The sequence below is a fragment of the Rhodococcus sp. ARC_M6 genome, from assembly GCF_022810305.1.
Classification (GTDB): domain Bacteria; phylum Actinomycetota; class Actinomycetes; order Mycobacteriales; family Mycobacteriaceae; genus Rhodococcus_F.
In genome coordinates this window covers 1-19,817 of sequence record NZ_JALGQH010000021.1, presented here as the reverse complement: position 1 = coordinate 19,817, position 19,817 = coordinate 1, and the positions used below count along the sequence as shown (strand labels likewise).

20 protein-coding genes and 1 pseudogene are annotated in these 19,817 nt (G+C 62.6%); 14 read left to right on the top strand and 7 right to left on the bottom strand.

What is annotated here, in order from left to right:
- Positions 1 to 40: 40 nt before the first annotated feature.
- From MTX36_RS20020 to MTX36_RS19995, 6 genes are all read left to right on the top strand, one after another.
- Complete coding sequence (locus tag MTX36_RS20020) at positions 41 to 649, top strand: helix-turn-helix domain-containing protein (protein WP_243621427.1); 609 nt, start codon at positions 41 to 43, stop codon at positions 647 to 649.
- A gap of 7 nt (positions 650 to 656) precedes the next feature.
- The gene (locus MTX36_RS20015; RefSeq protein ID WP_243621426.1) at positions 657 to 1,163 is read left to right on the top strand and encodes a CopG family transcriptional regulator; all 507 of its coding nucleotides are present in this window, start codon (positions 657 to 659) and stop codon (positions 1,161 to 1,163) included.
- Between the two features lie 65 nt (positions 1,164 to 1,228).
- Positions 1,229 to 2,092, top strand: coding sequence for a DUF4097 family beta strand repeat-containing protein (locus tag MTX36_RS20010; protein ID WP_243621425.1), 864 nt, complete (start codon positions 1,229 to 1,231; stop codon positions 2,090 to 2,092).
- Positions 2,093 to 2,103: 11 nt separating this feature from the next.
- Positions 2,104 to 3,045 (top strand): ATP-binding cassette domain-containing protein, encoded by a 942-nt coding sequence (locus MTX36_RS20005; RefSeq protein WP_243621424.1) that lies wholly within the window; start codon positions 2,104 to 2,106, stop codon positions 3,043 to 3,045.
- The gene (locus MTX36_RS20000; RefSeq protein ID WP_243621423.1) at positions 3,042 to 3,833 is read left to right on the top strand and encodes an ABC transporter permease; all 792 of its coding nucleotides are present in this window, start codon (positions 3,042 to 3,044) and stop codon (positions 3,831 to 3,833) included. The genes MTX36_RS20005 and MTX36_RS20000 overlap by 4 nt, the downstream gene beginning before the upstream one ends.
- Positions 3,834 to 4,137: 304 nt before the next feature.
- Positions 4,138 to 5,274: an acetyl-CoA C-acyltransferase gene (locus MTX36_RS19995; RefSeq protein WP_243621422.1), complete on the top strand. Its 1,137-nt coding sequence runs from the start codon at positions 4,138 to 4,140 to the stop codon at positions 5,272 to 5,274.
- An 80-nt stretch (positions 5,275 to 5,354) separates the two neighbouring features.
- Here the strand turns inward: MTX36_RS19995 and MTX36_RS19990 are convergent, their stop codons facing one another.
- Positions 5,355 to 6,365, bottom strand: a complete 1,011-nt coding sequence (locus MTX36_RS19990) for a hypothetical protein (RefSeq protein WP_243621421.1) — start codon at positions 6,363 to 6,365, stop codon at positions 5,355 to 5,357.
- A gap of 329 nt (positions 6,366 to 6,694) precedes the next feature.
- Between MTX36_RS19990 and MTX36_RS19985 the strand changes: the two genes are divergently transcribed.
- The 4 genes from MTX36_RS19985 (at position 6,695) to MTX36_RS19970 (ending at position 12,147) form a co-directional block, all read left to right on the top strand.
- Entirely contained in the window at positions 6,695 to 9,136 is a 2,442-nt protein-coding gene (locus MTX36_RS19985) for a glycoside hydrolase family 3 protein (RefSeq protein ID WP_243621420.1), read from the top strand.
- 99 nt (positions 9,137 to 9,235) lie between these two features.
- The gene (locus tag MTX36_RS19980) at positions 9,236 to 10,795 is read left to right on the top strand and encodes an LVIVD repeat-containing protein (RefSeq protein WP_243621419.1); all 1,560 of its coding nucleotides are present in this window, start codon (positions 9,236 to 9,238) and stop codon (positions 10,793 to 10,795) included.
- Positions 10,792 to 11,439, top strand: a complete 648-nt coding sequence (locus tag MTX36_RS19975) for a DUF305 domain-containing protein (protein WP_243621418.1) — start codon at positions 10,792 to 10,794, stop codon at positions 11,437 to 11,439. The genes MTX36_RS19980 and MTX36_RS19975 overlap by 4 nt, the downstream gene beginning before the upstream one ends.
- A 72-nt stretch (positions 11,440 to 11,511) precedes the next feature.
- A complete protein-coding gene (locus MTX36_RS19970; protein WP_243621417.1) occupies positions 11,512 to 12,147 on the top strand; it encodes a TetR/AcrR family transcriptional regulator in 636 nt (211 codons plus the stop codon).
- Here the strand turns inward: MTX36_RS19970 and MTX36_RS19965 are convergent.
- Entirely contained in the window at positions 12,113 to 12,742 is a 630-nt protein-coding gene (locus tag MTX36_RS19965; RefSeq protein WP_243621416.1) for a TetR/AcrR family transcriptional regulator, read from the bottom strand. The two genes, MTX36_RS19970 and MTX36_RS19965, sit on opposite strands and share 35 nt — an antisense overlap.
- Positions 12,743 to 12,855: 113 nt before the next feature.
- Here MTX36_RS19965 and MTX36_RS19960 point away from each other — a divergent pair, with 113 nt between their 5' ends.
- Together MTX36_RS19960 and MTX36_RS19955 are read left to right on the top strand one after the other, a co-directional pair.
- Entirely contained in the window at positions 12,856 to 14,001 is a 1,146-nt protein-coding gene (locus tag MTX36_RS19960) for a hypothetical protein (RefSeq protein WP_243621415.1), read from the top strand.
- Positions 13,994 to 15,025 (top strand): phosphotransferase family protein, encoded by a 1,032-nt coding sequence (locus tag MTX36_RS19955; RefSeq protein ID WP_243621414.1) that lies wholly within the window; start codon positions 13,994 to 13,996, stop codon positions 15,023 to 15,025. The genes MTX36_RS19960 and MTX36_RS19955 overlap by 8 nt, the downstream gene beginning before the upstream one ends.
- Positions 15,026 to 15,046: 21 nt before the next feature.
- Here the strand turns inward: MTX36_RS19955 and MTX36_RS19950 are convergent, their stop codons facing one another.
- On the bottom strand, positions 15,047 to 15,610 hold the full coding sequence (locus MTX36_RS19950; RefSeq protein ID WP_243621413.1) for a transposase: 564 nt from the start codon (positions 15,608 to 15,610) through the stop codon (positions 15,047 to 15,049).
- A gap of 144 nt (positions 15,611 to 15,754) precedes the next feature.
- Here MTX36_RS19950 and MTX36_RS19945 point away from each other — a divergent pair, with 144 nt between their 5' ends.
- Entirely contained in the window at positions 15,755 to 16,924 is a 1,170-nt protein-coding gene (locus tag MTX36_RS19945) for a CdaR family transcriptional regulator (RefSeq protein WP_243621412.1), read from the top strand.
- A 150-nt stretch (positions 16,925 to 17,074) separates the two neighbouring features.
- Positions 17,075 to 18,043, top strand: coding sequence for an alpha/beta hydrolase (locus MTX36_RS19940; RefSeq protein ID WP_243621411.1), 969 nt, complete (start codon positions 17,075 to 17,077; stop codon positions 18,041 to 18,043).
- Between the two features lie 274 nt (positions 18,044 to 18,317).
- Here the strand turns inward: MTX36_RS19940 and MTX36_RS19935 are convergent.
- From MTX36_RS19935 to MTX36_RS19920, 4 genes and pseudogenes are all read right to left on the bottom strand, one after another.
- Positions 18,318 to 18,401, bottom strand: a pseudogene (locus tag MTX36_RS19935) (hypothetical protein); the annotation flags it as partial.
- Positions 18,402 to 18,404: 3 nt separating this feature from the next.
- Positions 18,405 to 19,049: a TetR/AcrR family transcriptional regulator gene (locus tag MTX36_RS19930; protein ID WP_243621410.1), complete on the bottom strand. Its 645-nt coding sequence runs from the start codon at positions 19,047 to 19,049 to the stop codon at positions 18,405 to 18,407.
- Between the two features lie 162 nt (positions 19,050 to 19,211).
- Positions 19,212 to 19,415 (bottom strand): cold-shock protein, encoded by a 204-nt coding sequence (locus MTX36_RS19925; RefSeq protein WP_243621409.1) that lies wholly within the window; start codon positions 19,413 to 19,415, stop codon positions 19,212 to 19,214.
- 129 nt (positions 19,416 to 19,544) lie between these two features.
- Positions 19,545 to 19,817: MerR family transcriptional regulator (locus MTX36_RS19920; protein WP_243621408.1), on the bottom strand; the 273-nt coding region annotated here is incomplete at its 5' end.

Sequence of the window (19,817 nt, the reverse complement as noted above, 5' to 3'; positions counted from 1 at the left end):
AACTCGGTAGGAAATTTGCGGAAACTGCAAAGATGAGCGCATGGATGCCGAACTGGAGAAGATGCTCAGCGATATCGGACCGAGATTGCGGGCACTTCGACGCGATCGCGACATGACCCTCGAAGCTCTGTCCGACGCCACCGGCATCTCCGTCAGTGCACTGTCACGACTCGAGTCCGGCAAGCGCCGCCCTACCCTCGATTTGCTTGTGCCTCTTGCCCGAACCCATCGTGTGGCACTCGACAAACTGGTTGGAGCACCCGCGACCGGGGACCCCAGAGTTCACCTCACACCGAGTCGGCGCCGGAACGGGAGTGCCGTAGTGCCGTTGACGCGCTATCCGGGCCGAGTTCAGGTCTTCAAGCAGGTAATCGGGCCCCGTCCACCGAAACTTGTCACACATGCCGGATACGAGTGGCTCTATGTTCTCGCCGGCGAACTACGCCTGATCCTCGGCGAAAACGAGATTGTACTCCGGCCCGGAGAAGTCGCGGAATTCGACACCTCGGAACCCCATTGGTTCGGCCCGACAGGTGACCAGGTTGTCGAGATCTTGCACTTGTTCGGCCCTCTCGGCGAGAAGGCCCGCGTGCGCACGCCACATTCGGCGCCACCAAACTCTTGTGATGGCACACGAATGGTGCCATAGTGGTGCCATGGACTTGAGACCGTACGTCGACAACCTCCGTCACGAACTGGCAGTCGCAGCACAAGCGGGCGGAGACGACGCCCGGGCGCTCGCTGAACGATTGACGGCGCCACTGGAATCAGCGATCCGACTGACGCTCCTCGACGCACTATCTGCGGCTGCTGCTGAAATCACCCGCGACCTGGCACCGGGTTCCGTCGACCTCCGCCTCCGCGGAAATGAACCCAGCTTCGTCGTGACGCCGGCACCGAACGAGAGCGCGGCGGTTGAACCCGACTTCGCTGCGCCGCCGCTGATCACGCAAGCCGACGACGGAACTATGACGCGGATCAATCTGAGGCTCGGCCAAGAGCTCAAGGATCGGGTCGATGCCGCCGCACGTGACGCCGGAATCTCCGTCAATGCGTGGCTCGTTCGCTGCGCGGCAACAACTTTGGACGGCGGCACCAGCCGAACCGCTCCGAGACAACGCGCATCCCAGGGTGCCGAAAGCTTCACCGGATGGGTGCACTGACACTCCGCCCTGCCGACGCGCCAACCTTTTTCGCAACCGAAGACGACTTCATCGGGAGTATCACCATGCCCACATTCAGCACCCCCAGCCCCATCTCGGTCAGCATCGACCTCCCCGTCGGGAACGTCCGCATCACTGCCAGCGACAGTGCGGATACCCTCGTAGAAGTGTTGCCCAGCAACAGCTCTCACGAAGCAGATGTTCGCGTGGCAGAACAAACTCGAGTCGACTTCGCCGGCGGAAGGCTCCAGATCAAGGCGCCGAAGCAACGCGGACTCGGCATTTTCGGCAAGACCGGTTCGATCGAGGTGACAATCCAACTACCCGCCGGCTCTCAACTCGACGGTAACGCCTCACTCGCGACGTTCCACGTCACCGGGACCCTCGGGAAGTCCCGCCTGAAGCTCTCGAGCGGTGACTGCACTCTCGGCACCACTGGGCCGCTCGACGTCAGCACCGGCGCCGGCACTGTCTCCGTCGAACACATCAGGGGCGATACCGATACAAGCACCGGATCGGGGACCATCCACCTCGGCACCATCGACGGCAGCGCGGTAGTCAAGAATTCCAACGGCGACATCAGGATTGGAGTGGTAGCCGGCGCTCTGAAGGCTAAAACAGCCAACGGCGATGTTGTCGTAGACAGCGCCCAATCCGACGTCACTGCCGCTACCGCCAACGGCGACATCCGTCTCGGCAACCTCGAAAGCGGAGTTGCCTCAGCTAAAACCGCTGCCGGGAAGATACACATCGGAGTGCGGTCAGGCACCGCTGCCCGATTCGACGCCCACACATCCTTCGGCCGCGTCGACAACCAGATGACCACCACCGACGGACCGGCCTCCACCGAGCGCCGGGTCGAGGTCCACGCACATACCAGCTACGGCGACATCGTCATTCGACGTGCGGAGCCCCCCACCACCCAGTGAAAGGAACGCTGATGACCAGCACCACTGCTATCACTGCAACAGACTTACGAAAGTCCTACTCCGACAAGACGGTACTGGACGGCATCGACATTTCCGTCGACCGCGGAACCATCTTCGCGCTACTCGGCCCCAATGGCGCCGGCAAGACAACCATCGTCGAAATTCTCTCCACACTCACACCGGCCGACGGTGGCGACATCCGAATCGCGGGTTACAACCTGTCCGACGATCCTGATGCCATACGTTCGAATATCGGTGTCACCGGCCAATTTTCAGCAGTCGACGACTACCTGACCGGCGAGGAGAACCTCCTCCTGATGGCCGACCTTCATCATCTGAGCCGAGACGAACGTCGCAGTCGCACTTCCGAACTCCTCGAAAAGTTTGATCTGGTCGAATCTGCGAAGAAACTCGCATCCACATATTCCGGCGGAATGCGTCGACGCCTCGACCTCGCAATGACGTTGATCGGCCGGCCCGAGATCATCTTCCTGGACGAGCCCACTGCCGGACTCGACCCTCGTAGCCGACGCACCATGTGGCAGATCATCCGCGAGTTGGTCGGCGACGGTGTCACGATCTTCCTCACGACTCAGTATCTCGAGGAAGCCGACCAATTGGCGGATCGCATCGCCGTACTCGATCAGGGCAGGATCGTCGCCGAAGGCACGGCCGCAGAACTCAAACGACGTATTCCGGGCGGACATATTCGCCTTCACTTCGCCGACAGAATCCAATTCGATTCGGCAGCAGAAGTTCTCATGGAATCGTCGCGCGACGACGCCGCCTTCGTCCTGCAGATTCCCAGTGACGGCGGAGTCAGTTCACTGCGCTCACTTCTCGATCAACTCGACGCTCACTCGATCGATGTCAAGGAACTCTCCGTCCATACCCCTGATCTCGATGACGTGTTCCTCACCCTCACCGGTATCGAAAGGACCCCGACGCGATGACAACCATGACTTTTGCCTATCAGGATTCCAAAACCATGGTGCGCCGCACACTCCGACGCATCGTGCGATATCCGTCGATGACGTTGATGCTGGCGGGAATGCCGGTCGTCTTCCTACTGCTGTTCGTTTACGTCCTCGGAGGAACCCTCGGAAACGGACTCGGCCCAGGAGGCGGCGGCCGGGCGGACTACGTCAATTACGTTGCACCGGCAATCATTTTGATGACCGTGGCTTCAGCGGCGCAAGGGACAGCCATTTCAGTGGCGATGGATATGACGGCGGGAATCATCGCGCGGTTCCGCACCATGTCCATCACCCGCACGTCAGTTCTGACGGGACACGTTCTGGGCAGCATTCTACAAACGGCGGTGAGCCTCGTGATCGTGATCGCCGTGGCCATCGCCGTCGGGTTCCGCCCCACGGCCGGACTGGTCGAATGGATCGCGGCCATCGGTCTACTTATTCTGGTCACCACAGCCCTCATTTGGCTGTCTGCCGCACTCGGCCTCGTCAGCAAGAGCGTCGAGACTGCAAGTAATCTACCAATGCTGTTGGTGCTCTTACCTTTTCTTGGCAGCGGGTTCGTTCCGACCGAGTCGATGCCGACCGGATTGCGATGGTTTGCCGAATACCAGCCTTTTACGCCGATCATCGAAACACTGCGAGGCCTACTGCTCGGCGGTCCGATCGGCAACAACGCGATCCTGGCAATCGCGTGGAGCGTTGCGATCGCCGTTCTCTCCTACGTGTGGGCTCGGCACCTGTTCAACCGGCGACCGGTGCGGTGAACGCCCGAATCCGGCACGGTGATCCCCACCCCATTCCGAGCGAACGTACCTTCCGTCGCATCCAAGGCGATAGGCGTACCTTTCGCTCGGGTGAGGAACTCAGAATCAGATCCCTCCATTACGGAGCGAAACGTTACGGAAGTCGCTAACGTGGAAGTCCCGCCACGAGACCTGGACGGCTCTGCGATGGCACGGTGCAATTTCCCAGCACCACATCAGACGCCAGGCGGTCCAGTCGAACCAGCTCGCAGGCGACGACCACTCACCACTTCGAGATCCCCACCCACAAACAGTAGGAGCATCCATGCACGACGCTGTCATCGTCGACGCCGTTCGGACACCCATCGGAAAGCGAGGTGGGTCCCTCGCCGACGTGCACCCCGCGGACCTCTCCGCACATATTCTCAAGTCCCTCACCGCCCGTACCGGCCTTGATCCGGCGGAGATCGACGACATCATCTGGGGATGTGTCATGCAGGCCGGCGATCAGGCGGGAAACATTGCTCGAACCGCCGCACTGGCTGCGGGCTGGCCCGAGTCGGTTCCCGGCACAACCGTCAACCGTGCCTGCGGGTCGAGCCAGCAGTCGGTGAGCTTCGCTGCGGCATCGGTGATCGCGGGGCACGCGGACTTCATCATCGCCGGCGGAGTCGAGTCCATGACCCGAGTGCCCATGGGCAGCGCCGCCAAGGAAGGCAGCTCGGCAACACCGCCGAGTGTTCAGACTCGCTACGGTGTCGACAGTTTCAGCCAGGGCCTCGGGGCCGAGATGATGGCTGAGCGCTGGAACCTCGACCGTCGCACGCTCGACGAGTACGCGCTACGTTCCCACGAGCTCACCGCTGCGGCCATCGACTCCGGCGCATTCGATTCACAGCTCGCACCCATCGAGGGCAAGCTCGCCGTCGACGAGGGCCTGCGACGCGGAGGCTCGATCGACAAGCTCGGAACACTCAAGGCCCCTTTCAAGGCCGACGGAGTCATCCACGCGGGCAACGCATCCCAGATTTCCGATGGCGCTGCTGCACTGCTGATCACCACCAGCAAGATCGCTACGGAACGCCGTCTCGATCCGATTGCCCGCATCCACACCGTCGCGGTCACCGGCGACGACCCGGTGATGATGCTCAGTGGTCCCATCTCTGCCACCGCAAAGGCGCTCTCACGCTCGGGCCTGTCCATCAACGACATCGGCGCCTTCGAGGTCAACGAGGCGTTCGCTCCCGTGCCCCTCGCCTGGCTCGCCGAGACCGGTGCGGACGAAAAGCTGCTGAACCCGCTCGGCGGCGCCATCGCCGTTGGGCATCCACTCGGCGGATCGGGCGCAATTCTCATGACGCGCCTCGTACATCACATGCGTAACAACGGAATTCAGTACGGTCTCCAGACCATGTGTGAGGCCGGCGGCATGGCCAACGCCACCATCGTCGAACTCATCTGACCGAGAGACACAAAAGCACGATCGGTTCCCACCTGCCCATTCAAGCTGGTGGGAACCGATCGCGTTTGACCTTGCCGGTGTCAGCCGGTGATGTTGCTTGCCTGGTTGATCCAGGCGGGAAGGCCGAACATCGAGCCGGTGCCGGAGACAAAAGCTCCGTGGGCGTACTCATCTCCCTGAAGTGTGTCCATGTTCCAGGCGGTGAGAACACCGAGGAATCCCTGCACTCCGTTTACGCAGCCCAGATCGTTCGGCGGGCAGCCGGGCTGACCCTGAATGTCGTTGTGGTTCGGGCCGATCAGCGTCGCCTTGGCCTTCTGCACCGAGTTCGGGGTGGCGTCGAAGTAGCCCTGCATGGACTGAACACCGATCTGCTCCCACGGAAGCGGTTGCGTGGAAGGCGCAATGGGACTGGCGGTGCCATTGATGTACAAGACCGAGCCCGTGGTCAGCGCCTGGGGGTTCGTGCAGACGTTCATCGCCGGATCCGGCTTCGGCATGTTGAGGGTGCACATGAACTGGCCGGGAAGCTCGATCGGGACCGCAGTCTTGATTGCACCACCCGCCATGATCGCAGCGTTGAGTGTTCCGACCGCACCCTGGGAGTGCCCCATTGCGCCGACGTTGTCGGTATCCAAGCTCTGATAGAAGACGCTCGACGGGTCATTGTCCTGCCCCTTGAGGAAGTCCACTGCCTGCAGCATCTCCTGCCCCGAGCCGGTATTGGTGTTGTCGGGCGCGATCACGACAAAACCCCAGGACGCCAGGTGTGAAAGCAAGTAGTCGTACTGGAAGGGATGCGCAAAGGTGCCGTTACCCCAGGTGATGATCGGGTGCCGGTCGCCGTTTGCCCCTACGCCTGTCGGGTACCAGACGTCGAACTTGTGACCGGAGGAGTCGCAGCAGCCGAACCCCGCCTGCTTGCTCACCTCCCACGGTCCACGTTGGGAGTACATGTCGTCGACGGACTTGCTGATTTCGACAGTTGCCGTCGGCTCGGCGCCGGAGACGATTCCGCCCGCCTGCGCACTGGCACCGGATCCCAGCAGAACCAGGGTTGCCGCGGCGAGGAGCACTACACCTTTGCTCATCAGACTTTTCATAAGCTGCAGACTAACGACAAAACCTAGCGAGCCTTAGGCTTTGTTATTTAATTGTTACAAACACGAATTGCCTTGCCGGAGACGAATCTTCGACACGGGGCGTAGACCAGTAGGCGGGTCGCAATGCGGCAAGCATCCGCATATCCGGACAAGCCTTCACGGGTGCACCTCACCTCCGTATCGTACTTTTTATAACTTTTTAATAACAACACCTAGTGAACATTAGGCATAATGGCAGTATTACCGTTCAGCAGACCGGTAAGCCGACGACCAACCCTCGGGCCGACGCATCAAACCCCATGGTGAAGGAGTACACAATGCACGACGAATCAACTCACGAGGCCGTCGAATCAGCCCTCGCAAAGTTGGATCTGGACGCGAAGGCGCGACTGCTCCAGGGCCAAGACATCTGGACACTGCCCCCGCTCCCCGAGGTGGGACTCGGCTCGATCGTGATGTCCGACGGCCCCGTCGGCGTCCGCGGCGCCACGTGGGGACCGGAAGACCCGTCCGTCCTGCTGCCGTCGCCCACCGCCATGGCCGCCTCCTGGGACCCTGAGCTGATCGCCCGCGCCGGGGCGCTGCTCGCCCAAGAAGCTCGCCGCAAAGGTGTGCACCTGCTGCTCGCTCCCACCGTGAACATGCACCGCACGCCGGTCGGCGGCCGACACTTCGAGGCGTACTCCGAGGACCCGCTGCTCACCGGCGCTATCGGCTCCGGCTTCGTCCGAGGCGTGCAGTCCGGGGGCGTCGGCGCCACCGTCAAGCACTTCGTGGCCAATGACGCCGAGACCGACCGCATGTTCGTCGACAACATCGTGTCCCCGAACGCATTGCGCGAGGTTTACCTCGCTCCCTTCGAGGCGATCGTGCGCGACGCCGCACCGTGGGCGATCATGTCCGCCTACAACAGCGTCAACGGCACCACGATGAGCGAGCACAGTGAGCTCCTCAAGGGAGTGCTCCGCGACGAGTGGGGCTTCGACGGCATTGTGGTCTCCGACTGGATGGGCACGCGTTCCACGGTGGGCGCCATCCTCGGTGGCCTCGACGTCGCCATGCCCGGTCCGGCCAACGTCTACGGCGAACTGCTGGTCAAGGCAGTCCAGAACGGCGAGGTCGACGAGTCCGTGGTCGACGACGCCGTGCGTCACGTCCTGCTGCTCGCGGCGCGGGTCGGCCTGCTCGAGGGAGCACCGGCCGCCGTCACCGAGTTCCCCGCCGAGATCGACGGCCGCGAGATCGCCCGCGAGGTTGCCCGCCGGTCGTTTGTGCTCGCCCGCAACGCCACCATCGACAACATTCCAGTCCTGCCGATCGCCCCGACCGAGTCCACCGTCGCCCTGATCGGCCTGGCCGCACGCGACGCTCGGGTACTCGGCGGCGGCTCCGCCATGGTGTTCCCCGAAGCCGTCGTCTCCCCCCTCGACGGGCTGAAGGCTTCGCTGCCCGCGGACGCGCTGAGCTACAGCGTCGGCACGGTGCTGAGCGACGATATGGGCATCGCCGACCGCGGGTTCACTCTGGTGGCCCGCTGCCTCAACGCCGACGGCTCGCTGCAGCGCGAGCTCCCGCTGGCGGACGGCAACATCATGTGGATGGGCGATCTCCCCGAGGGTATCGACTACCCGTCACTGCAGACCATCGAGATCGCCGGCACCTTCACACCGGAGCTGTCCGGCCCGCACCGCTTCGGCACCAAGGGCATCGGCCAGTTCACCCTGATCGTCGACGGCCAGACGGTATTCGAAGGCGAGCAGACGCTGGAGAGCTTCGACCCGTTCGAGATGCTCTTCGGCTCCCCGAAGGACCGTGCCGTCGTCGAGCTCGAGGCTGGCCGCACCGTCGAGGTTGCCCTGCGGTATGAGCCGATGAAGATGGAGGGCTCCCCCATCGCCATCGTCAGCACCGGTCTGGGCCACCTCGAACCGCAGCGCGACCCCGAGGAACTTATGGCCGAGGCCGAGGCCGCCGCAGCCCAGGCCGACGTAGCCGTCGTCGTCGTGGCAACCACCGACAAGGTGGAGTCCGAGGGCTTCGACCGCACCACCCTGAAGCTGCCCGGACGCCAGGACGAGCTGGTCGCCCGCGTGGTCGCCGTCAATCCGCGCACCGTCGTCGTCGTCAACTCCGGTGCCCCGGTGGAGATGCCGTGGCGCGACGACGTCGCCGCGGTGCTCCTGACCTGGTTCCCCGGCCAGGACGCCGGCGCGGCGCTGGCCGAGGTGCTCACCGGTGCGGCCGAGCCCGGCGGTCGGCTGCCCACTACCTGGCCTGCCACTCTCGCGGACTGCCCGGTCACGGACGTCACCCCGGTCGACGGCAAGCTCACGTACTCCGAAGACCTGTTCATCGGCTACCGCGCCTGGGACCGCTTGGATGTCGCACCCGCGTACTCGTTCGGGCACGGCCTCGGCTACACCACGTGGGCGTACGAGAGCGTCGAGCGGGACTGTGACACCGTCACAGTCCGTGTTCGCAATATCGGATCCCGGCACGGTCGCGAGGTCGTGCAGGTCTACCTCGCTCCGGTCGACGGCGACCCGTCGCGGCCGGCCCGAGCGCTGGCCGGCTTCGCGAGCATCGAAGCAGGCGCCGGCGAAACTGTAACGGCGACAATCACTCTGCCGCGTCGTGCTTTCGAAATCTGGGACGAGGAGAGCGGGGACTGGATCTATCGACTCGGCTCGTACGACCTCCAGGTCGGCAGCTCGTCGGCCGATTGTCCTCTCACCCTTCGCATCGAGGCTGCTGACTGACGGTGCGCTGAGGCCCCACCTACGCGGAGAACTATCAGAAACGACGTATCGCTACAACTTCATCCGGGCCAAGGTGTCCGATTCGAGAGAGACTCAAACATGAAGTCCTTGAACACCGTTCGCGTTTTCACCGTCGCGGCCACCTTGGCACTGATACTGCCCGTCGTCAGTTCAGCCGACCCCCGAACCGACACCTCGGGGGTGGTGATCGAGTCGCACGATGTCAGCCGGATCGTGGCTGAGCCTGCTGACTGCGGGCCGGGCTCGATGCCGGAAACCGGACTGCAGGGCGACGTCCCCGCAGCCGACCGGGACAGCGGACGCAGCACCGAGGGCTACAGCTGCAACATCTCTCGCGTCGGAGGCTTTGCCGGCCGCGGCGCCGGCATCGTCTCCGCGGCGTTCGACCACTGCGCTTACCTGGGCACAATCTTCCCGGGCAACCTCCTCGGGCCGGCGCCAGGAGTGCAAGTTCTCGACGTTTCCGATCCCGCCAACCCGGTTCCGACCGTGAACCTGACCGAACCGGCCATGCTCGCCGGTACCTGGGAAAGCCTCAAGGTCCACTCCGGACGAAAGCTGCTGGTAGGCACCGGAGTTCCGGCACTCACCGGGTCGGGTTTGCTCTCGGTCTACGACATCTCCGACTGCGCACATCCCCGGCTGCTCAATCTGGGAGCGGGGACCAACCTGCAGATGCCGTTGCCCATCACGTCCCACGAGGGCGGGTTCTCCCCCGACGGCCGTACCTACTGGTCGTCAGGCGTAGCCCCGGGACTCGTCAGCGCAGTCGACCTCGACGATCCCACCAACCCGCGAGTGATCTGGCAGGGCATGTCCGGCCCGTCGTCGCATGGCTTCGGCTTCAGCCCCGACGGCAACCGGATGTTCCTGTCGGACAACGCCGGCGGCCTCAGAGTCCTCGACACCAGCGCGGTGCAGCGGCGCGACCCGAATCCTCAACTGCCCGTGCTGGCTCAGATGACCTGGACCGACGGAGTGGCAACCCAGCACAGCATCGCCGTGACGTACGGCGGCGACCCTTACCTGTTCACCGTCGACGAAGGCGGTTCCGGAGGAGTGAAACTGATCGACGTCGCCGATGACGCCAACCCGAAGATCGTCGGTGGCATCAAACTCGAGATCAACCTCCCCGAGAACATCGACAGCCAAATGGCTTCGGCAGCAGGCGGATCTGCCTTCGCCTACGATGCCCACTACTGCACAGCGGACCGGCCGGTGGATCCGACGGCACTGGCCTGCGGCTGGGAATCCTCGGGCATCCGGGTCTTCGATGTGCGGGATCCATTCGATGTACGGGAGATCGCTTACTTCAATCCGCCCGCAATGACGGGCCGCAACCTCGAGCGGTGGAACTCGCCGCACGCGTTGGCATCGATCATCGGGTTCCCGGTGCTCGCACTTCCGTCGGCGCTTGCGGCCAACAGTCGCGGGGAGTTCGATCCCGCCCAAGCGCTGTCGCCGCGTACCGGCATGCTCGCCGGCGGCGACCTGTCCACCGACTGGTGCTTCTCACCGCCGGCATGGCATGGCAACGAACTGTGGGTTACGTGCTCCGACAACGGTTTCTTGGCTTTGCATCTCGACAATGACGTGTACAGCCCGCCCGCGAACCAGCAGTCGACCATCGGGTCATGACACGATCCGCCGTTGTGCGCGCATTCGCATTCACATCGCTGGCAGTGCTGCTGCTGGTGATCGGGGCAGCCCTGCGCCCGTTGCTCGCGCCGGTGAACCCACCCGTCGCCGACCCGGTACTGAACGCCACCGAGATCGGTTTCATCCAAGACATGGCGGCCCACCACCAGCAAGCCGTACAGATCGTCCAGCGCCTCGATCCGGACGTCGACCCCGGTATCGCCGCACTGGCCCGACAGATTCGCGATGCCCAGTCCGTGGAGATCGGCACGTTCCTCGGCTGGCTTCGCCTCGCCGAAGCACCACCCACCAACCGGCAGCCCATGTCCTGGATGTTTGCAGATACCACTGCTGCACATAAGCATTCACCTTCCTCCCGCCCAGCTGACTCGCCGACCGGACTCATGCCCGGAATGGCGACCATGACGGAACTCGACGGCCTCGCTAGCGCCCGCGGACACGACGCAGAAGTGCTGTTCCTCCAGCTGATGTACCGCCATCACCTCGGCGGCGTCGAGATGGCTCGAGCCGCCGACGCCCTGCTCACCCATGGCCCGGTCAAGCAGGCAGCTCGCGACATCATGGCGACCCAGAGCCAAGAGGCCGGGCTAATGGCCGCCGCACTCTCCCAGAACGGTCCCTGATGGACTCCGAGACATACCCGATCCTGACGGGGCGCCGCGCCCGACCAGCGCTCTCGTCGCTAGGCTCACGTCATGACTGAGCGACAAAAGGGTGGCCGCGCGGCAAAGGCCGAGGCCCGACGCGAGGCCATTCTCGACGCGACGATGGCCGAGATCGCGGAGCGTGGATATCGCTCTACCACCATCGCCGCGGTGGCCGAGCGAGTCGGTCTGACTCAGCCGGGTGTTCTGCACTATTTCCCGAGCAAAGAACACCTGCTGATCGGGGTGCTCGAAGCACGCGACCAATGGGATACCGCTGCACTTCTCGCGAACACGGCGGATGTGCGACTATCCCACCTTGAACAGGTCGTGGAGTTCAACGTCGAACGGCCCGGGATGGTCCAGACATTCACTGCACTTGCCGCTGAGAGCGCGACCGGACAGCACCCCGCGCGTGAGTTCTTTACCGAGCGCTACGCCTCCCTACGAGCGGGCATGGCCGTGTTGCTGCGCATGGAGTTCGGCGACCAACTGCCGGGCGGACTCACCCCCGAACAGGCCGCGCCATTACTGATCGCGGTCATCGACGGCGTACAGATCCAATGGCTACTCGCACCGGACGAGGTGGACATGCCGGCCGCCTTCCGCAATTTCGTCACACTACTCACTGGCTCGGATCGGCCGGAGCCCGTCAATTCCCTTGGAGCGCAGCGCGAGTCTCAGTAATCAGCAGAAGCAACGAACCGGCGGTACGGGAGCAGAACGCATCGGCGTCGGCGAGGCCGCTGGTAAGCCCGCGCATGATGGTGGCAGCAACGAGGAAGTCGAACGCAACATCGGCGGCGGCGACGATGTCAGCATCAGAACGCTCCGGAAACTCGGCACGCACCCGCTCGACCATCGCGAAGCGGGCCGGATCTTCAGACCGATGGACCAAATTTTCGTACGCGCCATCCTCGACGTGATAGGCCGAAAGCAAACCCGGAATAGCCGCACGGGTCGCCGGTTCCGCAACCTGTGTGAGGAACCATCGCGTCCAGGTGACGAGATCGTCACGCAGGTTCGACGTAGTCACCGGCAACGCCGCATCCTGCATACTGAAAACCGCGTCCTCGATGATCGATTCCCGGGTTGCCCACCGTCGGTAGATCGCAGCGGTACCCAGGTTCGCCCGACGCGCAATCGCGGTGATGGTGGTCTTCTGATAGCCGTCCTCAGCCAGTAATTCCCGGGTGGCAGCGAGAATTGCCAGGTCTACCTGCGGGTCACGGGGTCGCCCTACTCCAGCGGTGCCGATACGACGATCTTTGCGTTCATCCACATTCGCGGACACTACCTGACGAATTTCACCGAAACTATTACGTTGCGGTGTGCTCCGTAATAGATTAGCTTCAGTTCATCGACTTCACCCGTTCACCTACGAAAGGTCCGGCAGTGATCACTCCGCACGACGAATTGCTCATTCACCAACTCCCCACGACTCTCGACCACGTCTCGCAGAGCGACCTGCGCTGGACCGAGCGCATCGTGATGTACGGCTTCGACAAAACCGGCGAGATCAGCATCATGACCGGCATCGCCAAATACCCGAACCGCAACGTTCTCGACGCCTACGCGATGGTTACCCGCAAGGGCGAGCAGGCTCGCGTCGTCCGCCTGTCTACCGAACTGAACCCGCAGACCGGAGCCCTGAACGCGTTCAGCGTCGGGCCGTACACCTACGAAATCGTCGAGCCGCTGCGCAAGGTGAGCTCCACCGTCGAGGCCAACGAGCACGGCCTGAGCCTGCAACTCGACTTCACCGGCGACTTCCCGGTCTACGAGCAGACAGCGGCCTTCCACCGCAGCCGCGGACGGGTCCGCGAGGACGCGCGCCGGTTCTACCAAAACGGCACCATCACCGGCTGGATCGAGATCGATGGCGAGCGCATCGAAATCGACCCCGACAACTGGTGGTTCGGCCGCGACCACTCATGGGGCGTGCGCCACGGCGGCGGCGGCGGCAGCCTGACCGAGGGCGGGAACATGCAGCCCTCCGAGGTACCCGCCGGCGTCCTCTACTACATGGGCATCTTCCAGTTCGACGACGAAGTGGTGCACTTCGCGCAACGCGAGACCCACACCGGTGAGCGCTGGCAGTTCGAGGGCGAGGTGCTCTTCCCGATCGATTCCGGCAAGGACCCGCTGCCCATCATCGACGTCGAGCACGACCTTGACTTCCGCGACGACCTCCGCGTCGTCAAGTCCGGCACGTTCACCGTGCACCGCGCCGACCGCTCCACGGACGTCATCGAGGTCAAGCCCGTATGCGACTTCTGGCCGGGACTCGCAGGCTACGACGAGTACAAGGGCTACGCGTCAGGCATGTACCGCGGCAAGGACTTCAGCGACAGCTTCGACGTCGACCTCTCCGACCTGAACGAGATCCGCCAGGTCAGCATGCTGTCCGAGACGCTCTGTGAGGTCAAGATGGGCGACAAGGTCGGATACGGCCTGGTCGAGATGGTCTTCATGGGCGTCAACCCTCGCTACGGTTACACCGACTGGAGCAATAACCGAACCGGCCAGAACAATGGCTGATCGCATCGCCCCGGAAGAACTCGCGGCCGCCCTCGAACCCATTGTCCGGGAACGCATCCCGGGTGCTCAGGAGGCGAAGATTGTCAACTTCAAGCGCACCGAACGCGGATTCTCCACAGAGACATACCTGTTCGACCTCGAAGGCTCCACCTACGAGTCGTCGGGATTCGTCTTCCGACGCCCGCCCGAGGTTTCCCTGTTCCCCGATTACGACCTTCGCCGCCAGTTCCTGGTGGCACAACGCCTCGAACCGACCGACCTCGCGGTCCCCCACATGCGTTGGATCGAAGAAGGAGACAACCCGCTCGGCACCCCGTACTACGTGATGGATCGCATCGCAAATGCCGAGGCCCCCAGCGACTTTCCGTCGTACCACACCGCCGGAAACTACTTCGAAGCCGACGAGGTCGGCCGGGCGAAGATGTGGTGGGAGTGCGTCGAAACCATCGCGCATGTTCACCGCCTGGACCCAGCGGATCTCCAACTCGGATTTCTCGCGTACCCCAGGTTCGGTACTACTCCCGTCGAACAGGCCGTGAACTACTTCGACGCGGCGCTGCCGTGGGCGGCGCCGGACCTGCCGCCCATCTTCAAGAAAGCCCTGGCCTGGCTCAAGGACAATATCTACGAGCCGGAGCACGTGACTCTTGTCTGGGGCGACGCACGCATGTCGAACATCCTCTACAGCCCGGACCTCGAAGTCTCCGGAGTATTGGACTGGGAGATGGCGTATCTAGGCGACCACGAGGCCGACCTAGCCTGGCTGGTATTCCTGGACTGGGCATGCAGCGAGTTCGAGGGACACCCTGCCCTTCCCGGCACCCCAACCCGGGAGGAAACCGTCGCTCGATACGAGGAGCTGACGGGATGGAAGGTTCAAAACCTGCATTTCAACGAGGTGCTGGCGGCAGTGCAACTCTCACTACCCCTGCTGCGCCTGTCCACTCACCTGCAACTCGGTGAGCACATGGACATCACCGCGTTCTGCAAGCACCGACTCGAGCAATTGCTGGCCGACGCCTAGCGCGTCAACCCTAGAAGCCGTTCACATTGAGCGGTGTTTGGTGCACCCAACACGAGTGGCCGGATTGCCCCGACCACGTTCACCACCATGTGGAGTTCCCGCAGCAATACCGTCCGCCCGCGGGGTGGCGGGTCTTACGTTTAGTTTCTGTCGAGCATCTTGATCAACGTCTCGTCCGCAACTCGCCGAAGACGCGCCACCCTCAATACTCGCTGCGAGTGCAGCAAGGTTGGGGGCAGCATTGCGATCACGATCCGCGCGAAACCCGCACGCATCGCATACGAATATCCGAACCTTCAACGGCGGTTTGGCTTTCACTACCGTGCAGTTCGAGCAGGCCTTGCTCGACGGATACCAACGATCCGCCACCACCAGACCGGTCCCTGCCCAATCCAATTTGTAGGTGACCTGACGGCGGATCTCGCCGAGCGCCGCATCATGGAGAGCGCGGTTCAAGCCTTTCTTGTAGACGCCTCCGGATCGGGTCATTCTGGCGACATTCAACTCTTCAACGACGACGGTGGCGGACTCCTCGACCAGTCGGGTGGTGAGTGTGCGCGCAAATCTGGCGCAGTGATCGAACACATTTGAGTTAGTGATGGTGCGATTCGCGCAACACCTGCACGTTGTGTGGTGCGGCTGAGATGAACGACGTACTCCACGTACCGCTGAAATACATTCTTGTTTTGACCTGGCATGTAACTTGGGAGGCCCTCTAGTGTGGGACGCATGCTTGAACTGATCACGCAGCTGTCAGGGCTGGATACGAGCGCGGAAGCAGCTGTACGCATCATCGCTGCATTCGATACCCTCATCGAAGCGCGAGTACCGGCAGGAGCACTGACACGGGCCACTGCTGCGCTGGCTCAGTGCACTGCAGGAATCCACCGTCCCGATCATTCCGTAATTCGTTTCACTTCCGACGGCCGACAGCTCGACGGAGTTCACGCAACGTCCTCGCTCACTGCCAGCTGGTTCGACGGACATTCAGTGTGGCTCGAGCGCTCGGGACCGCCCCATCCTTTGGACGGGCTCGTTCTCGAACGGTTTGCAATGGCCGCTCGAATCCTCCTCACACCCCCCAACCGGTTAGCACCGACAGACTTGGCGGATCCCGCATTGATCGAACTCCTGATCTCCAAGTCACCTTCCCCGGAAGATCGAGCTCGCGCGATCAGTCTGCTCGGACTCGACCCGTCACGACCGGTGCGGATGGTTGCAGTATCCACGGTAGATCAGCAAAATCCCGGGGAAGCAGCAAAAACACTGGTCGGCTACGGGCTGCCGACAGCCAAATTGGTAAGGGTTGCCACGATCGGAACAGTCGCGGCAGTCGTTTTGCAGCCCCGGTCGAACATTTCCGCCATCCCCTCGAATCTTCGCGGAAATCTGCACGTGTCACCTCTTAACTGGAAATCAGGTAAGGGAGCGGCGTCAGGCATAGTAGCGGGAGTGGGGAGCGCCGTTCTGCCGCACCAGGCACCGCAGTCCTGGATGCAAGGCAAGCTCGCGCTCAAGTTCAGCGTTGCCCGCACCGAGTCCGCTGTCATCGACCACGACGATCTCGGTGCCCTCGCGCTTTTGGCAGACATCCCGTCGCAACGACTGCTCGCAAACGCAGACGTCGCAGCGCTCGCCGAATTCGCCACCACAGAACACGGCAGACAAGATCTTGCCGCTCTGGCTGCCCTGTGTAAAACCGGTTCTCTGCGACAGGCCGCGGTGTTGTTGCACATGCATCACAGCACGATCGCCACCCGTATCGCGCGAACTGAGCAGAAAGTCGGATGGGACTTGGGATCCTCGGGCGGGGTACTCCGCGCAAATATCGCGCTGCAAGCACTCCATTTTGTACACAGCCCGATGGACGAGCCGAATGACAGCCCTGGATCGCACTGATCTGGGATGAAATCGCTACGGCGGGATAAATATTCGCCAAATGTCGGCCAGACGGCAGAGATTGCCGACAGTTGGATGTCGACTTCCAGATGCCGAACACAGACGATTGTGACGACCATATCGACGCTTCCCGAGGAACGAGCAACAAGCGTGAGAAGTACCGCAGTGACATCGATCCGACCGCCCTACGACCCCGAACTCGAAGTTGGGCGAGCCAGTCTCCCCGGAGCCGGAATCGAACCGATGAACATCGCAGAGATGCGCAGATTTACCAACCATCGACCGAGCCCGAACCAACTCACACGCGACGGAACAGTCATCGTCGCGGAGAAGCTGATTCCCGGCCCTGCAGGCGCTCCCGACATCACTGTGTTGATCATGTCACCCGCTCGCGGCGCAGGACCGTGGCCCGCCGTTTACCACACACATGGTGGGGCAATGGTTGCTGGAGATCGATACCTGGGGGCGATCGCTCTGGCGGAGTGGGTCGAAACCCTCGGCATCGTTGCCGTGTCCGTGGAATACCGACTGGCCCCTGAGCACCCCCATCCTGCCCCGGTCGAGGACTGCTATGCAGGTCTGGAATGGATAGCACAGAATGCCGACGAGCTCCGAGTCGATCCTGACCGGATCGTGGTGTTCGGGAGCAGCGCCGGGGGCGGCCTTGCCGCCGGGGTGGCACTACTCGCACGCGATCGAAAAGGTCCGGCGCTGAGGTACCAGATGCTTGGTTGCCCCATGCTCGACGACCGGATGCTGACGCCTTCAAGTTGCATGCCCGATGTCGAGAGCACCAACTTCAAGACGGGGATCGAGACAGGCTGGACTGCGTTGTTGGGAGACGCCGCAGGCGGCCCGGAGGTCTCCGTATACGCCTCCCCGGCGCGGGCCGACGATCTTTCCGGTCTGCCGCCTGCCTATATCGACGTCGGCGGCAGCGAGATCTTTCTGGACGAGGCGGTCGACTACGCGACCCGACTGTCCCACGCAGGCGTGCCAGTCGAGCTGCACGTATGGCCGGGCGGATTCCACGGTTTCAACAGCCTCGTGCCCCACGCCGCTGTCTCGCAGACTGCGAACCAGACACGTCTTGCCTACCTGACCCGAAACTTGATCTGAGATCGCTGCACGATACTTCCCTTCCTGCGCCAGCGAAGGCGCTGCAGCACAGCATAATTCAGCACTTATAACCGTTCTCGTACATCGCCCACATAACCAGCTTCGCTACCGCACCAGGCGGTCGGCGAGGAAAGGTCGATGGCGCAGCGCTACTCTCGCGACTGTTCGCGGACCTCTCCAAAATCCCCTCCCATCTGGATTCAGTCGGTACCCGGGAACTCCAATGCGGTCCTGACCCTCTGAGCAGCGATAATCGCGACAAATCTGCCCCTTACTCGATTGCTGCGAGGAGCCCGAGGTTGGGTATTCCGACTACTGCTGCGCGTCCCCCTGCTGCGGTGACAATAGCGGTTCCGGATTGTCAACTCATCTTCGCGCTCGCGCATGCCGAAAGATGCGCGTCGGCCAGGTTCTGCATCCGAGTGGTGAAATCGCCCGGGTCGCCGACGACTCGGATGATAGTGACGGTTCCGAAGAATCCCGCGCACAGATTCCACGCGAGTTGACGCGTTACGGAGTTGTCAGGAAGCTCTCCTGATTTGATCGCAGCAGCGACGAGCCGGCTAGTGATATCGACCCAATAGGCAAATGCTTCTCGGGCGCCGTCGATTCCGGTTTCCGCAGCGAGTCGGAGACCGGCACGTGCCAGTGAACTGACTGCAACACTGGCCGCAAGATCCCGGAAAAACGAGCTGATGTCGGCGACGGAGTGTTGCGGTGACTCCTGTGTCGCGGAGTATGCATGATGAAGCGCGCTCGACCAGTGCGTGACGAGTTCTCGAGCTATCGCCTCTTTCGAGTCGAAGTGGAAATAGATTCCACCTTTCGTCGATGACGAGGCAGCGACGAGATCGGTCATTGAGGTGGCGGCATAGCCGTCGTCAGCGAATGCTCGCGCAGCGGCTTCGAGAATTTTTGTTTTGGTGATCGTTGCCCGCGGTTGGCGGGGGCGGCGTGAATTCACGTGCATGGTGACTGGGTGTACGTGATGGGTGGGTTCGGTCATGTCGCGATTCCTGTCTTGGACCGGGCCGGCTGTCGTGTTCTCGGGCCGCGATCGGGTGTGGTGGTTCTGTCGAAGTGTTCGTTTGGCAGCCCGAAAGACCGCCGCGACATAGGAAAAGGGCCGCACCCTTGCGGGGGCGACCCTCTCCTTATGGTCTTTTAACTAGACAGTGCGCACATCGGTGGCCTGCGGGCCCTTCTGGCCCTGGCCAACCTCGAACTCCACACGCTGGTTCTCCTCGAGCGACTTGTAGCCGCTGCCCGAGATCTCAGAGAAGTGAACGAACAGATCCGGTGTTCCGTCGTCGGGGGCGATGAAACCGAAGCCCTTTTCGCCGTTGAACCACTTCACGATGCCCTGCGCCATACAAACTCCCAACAAAATCGATCCGGGTTTCACATCGAAGTCCCGATCTCGATGGCTCTATCCTCCCACGCGGTACAAGCCGGTCCTGACCGCGGAGTGACTACGCAGGGGCCGCGTTCGGGATCGGAATCATTCGGGAGGGGCGCCGGAACCGTTTTTCCACTGCTGGGTGTGTTGGAGTTCGGCGTTGATACGGCGAGCTTCGGCGAGTTGGTCTTCGAGGATGATGATCCGGCACGCCGACTCCAGAGCTGTGCCTTCGGCGACGAGCTCGTGGGCGCGGGCAGCGAGACGGAGTTGATAACGGGAGTAGCGGCGATGTCCGCCGCCGGACCGCTGCGGGGTGAGGAGTTTCGCGGCGTCGAGACTGCGCAGGAATGCTTGCCGGACACCGAGAAGCTC

Excerpts from the sequence above, each read along its gene's own strand:
- MTX36_RS20010 (WP_243621425.1), top strand. The coding sequence starts at position 1,229 with ATGCCCACATTCAGCACCCCCAGCCCCATCTCGGTCAGCATCGACCTC.
- MTX36_RS20015 (WP_243621426.1), top strand. The coding sequence starts at position 657 with ATGGACTTGAGACCGTACGTCGACAACCTCCGTCACGAACTGGCAGTC.
- MTX36_RS19955 (WP_243621414.1), top strand. The coding sequence starts at position 13,994 with ATGGCTGATCGCATCGCCCCGGAAGAACTCGCGGCCGCCCTCGAACCC.
- MTX36_RS19995 (WP_243621422.1), top strand. The coding sequence starts at position 4,138 with ATGCACGACGCTGTCATCGTCGACGCCGTTCGGACACCCATCGGAAAG.
- MTX36_RS19980 (WP_243621419.1), top strand. The coding sequence starts at position 9,236 with ATGAAGTCCTTGAACACCGTTCGCGTTTTCACCGTCGCGGCCACCTTG.
- MTX36_RS19945 (WP_243621412.1), top strand. The coding sequence starts at position 15,755 with ATGCTTGAACTGATCACGCAGCTGTCAGGGCTGGATACGAGCGCGGAA.
- MTX36_RS20020 (WP_243621427.1), top strand. The coding sequence starts at position 41 with ATGGATGCCGAACTGGAGAAGATGCTCAGCGATATCGGACCGAGATTG.
- MTX36_RS20005 (WP_243621424.1), top strand. The coding sequence starts at position 2,104 with ATGACCAGCACCACTGCTATCACTGCAACAGACTTACGAAAGTCCTAC.
- MTX36_RS19970 (WP_243621417.1), top strand. The coding sequence starts at position 11,512 with ATGACTGAGCGACAAAAGGGTGGCCGCGCGGCAAAGGCCGAGGCCCGA.
- MTX36_RS19985 (WP_243621420.1), top strand. The coding sequence starts at position 6,695 with ATGCACGACGAATCAACTCACGAGGCCGTCGAATCAGCCCTCGCAAAG.
- MTX36_RS19975 (WP_243621418.1), top strand. The coding sequence starts at position 10,792 with ATGACACGATCCGCCGTTGTGCGCGCATTCGCATTCACATCGCTGGCA.
- MTX36_RS19990 (WP_243621421.1), bottom strand. The coding sequence starts at position 6,365 with ATGAGCAAAGGTGTAGTGCTCCTCGCCGCGGCAACCCTGGTTCTGCTG.
- MTX36_RS19925 (WP_243621409.1), bottom strand. The coding sequence starts at position 19,415 with ATGGCGCAGGGCATCGTGAAGTGGTTCAACGGCGAAAAGGGCTTCGGT.
- MTX36_RS20000 (WP_243621423.1), top strand. The coding sequence starts at position 3,042 with ATGACAACCATGACTTTTGCCTATCAGGATTCCAAAACCATGGTGCGC.
- MTX36_RS19930 (WP_243621410.1), bottom strand. The coding sequence starts at position 19,049 with ATGACCGAACCCACCCATCACGTACACCCAGTCACCATGCACGTGAAT.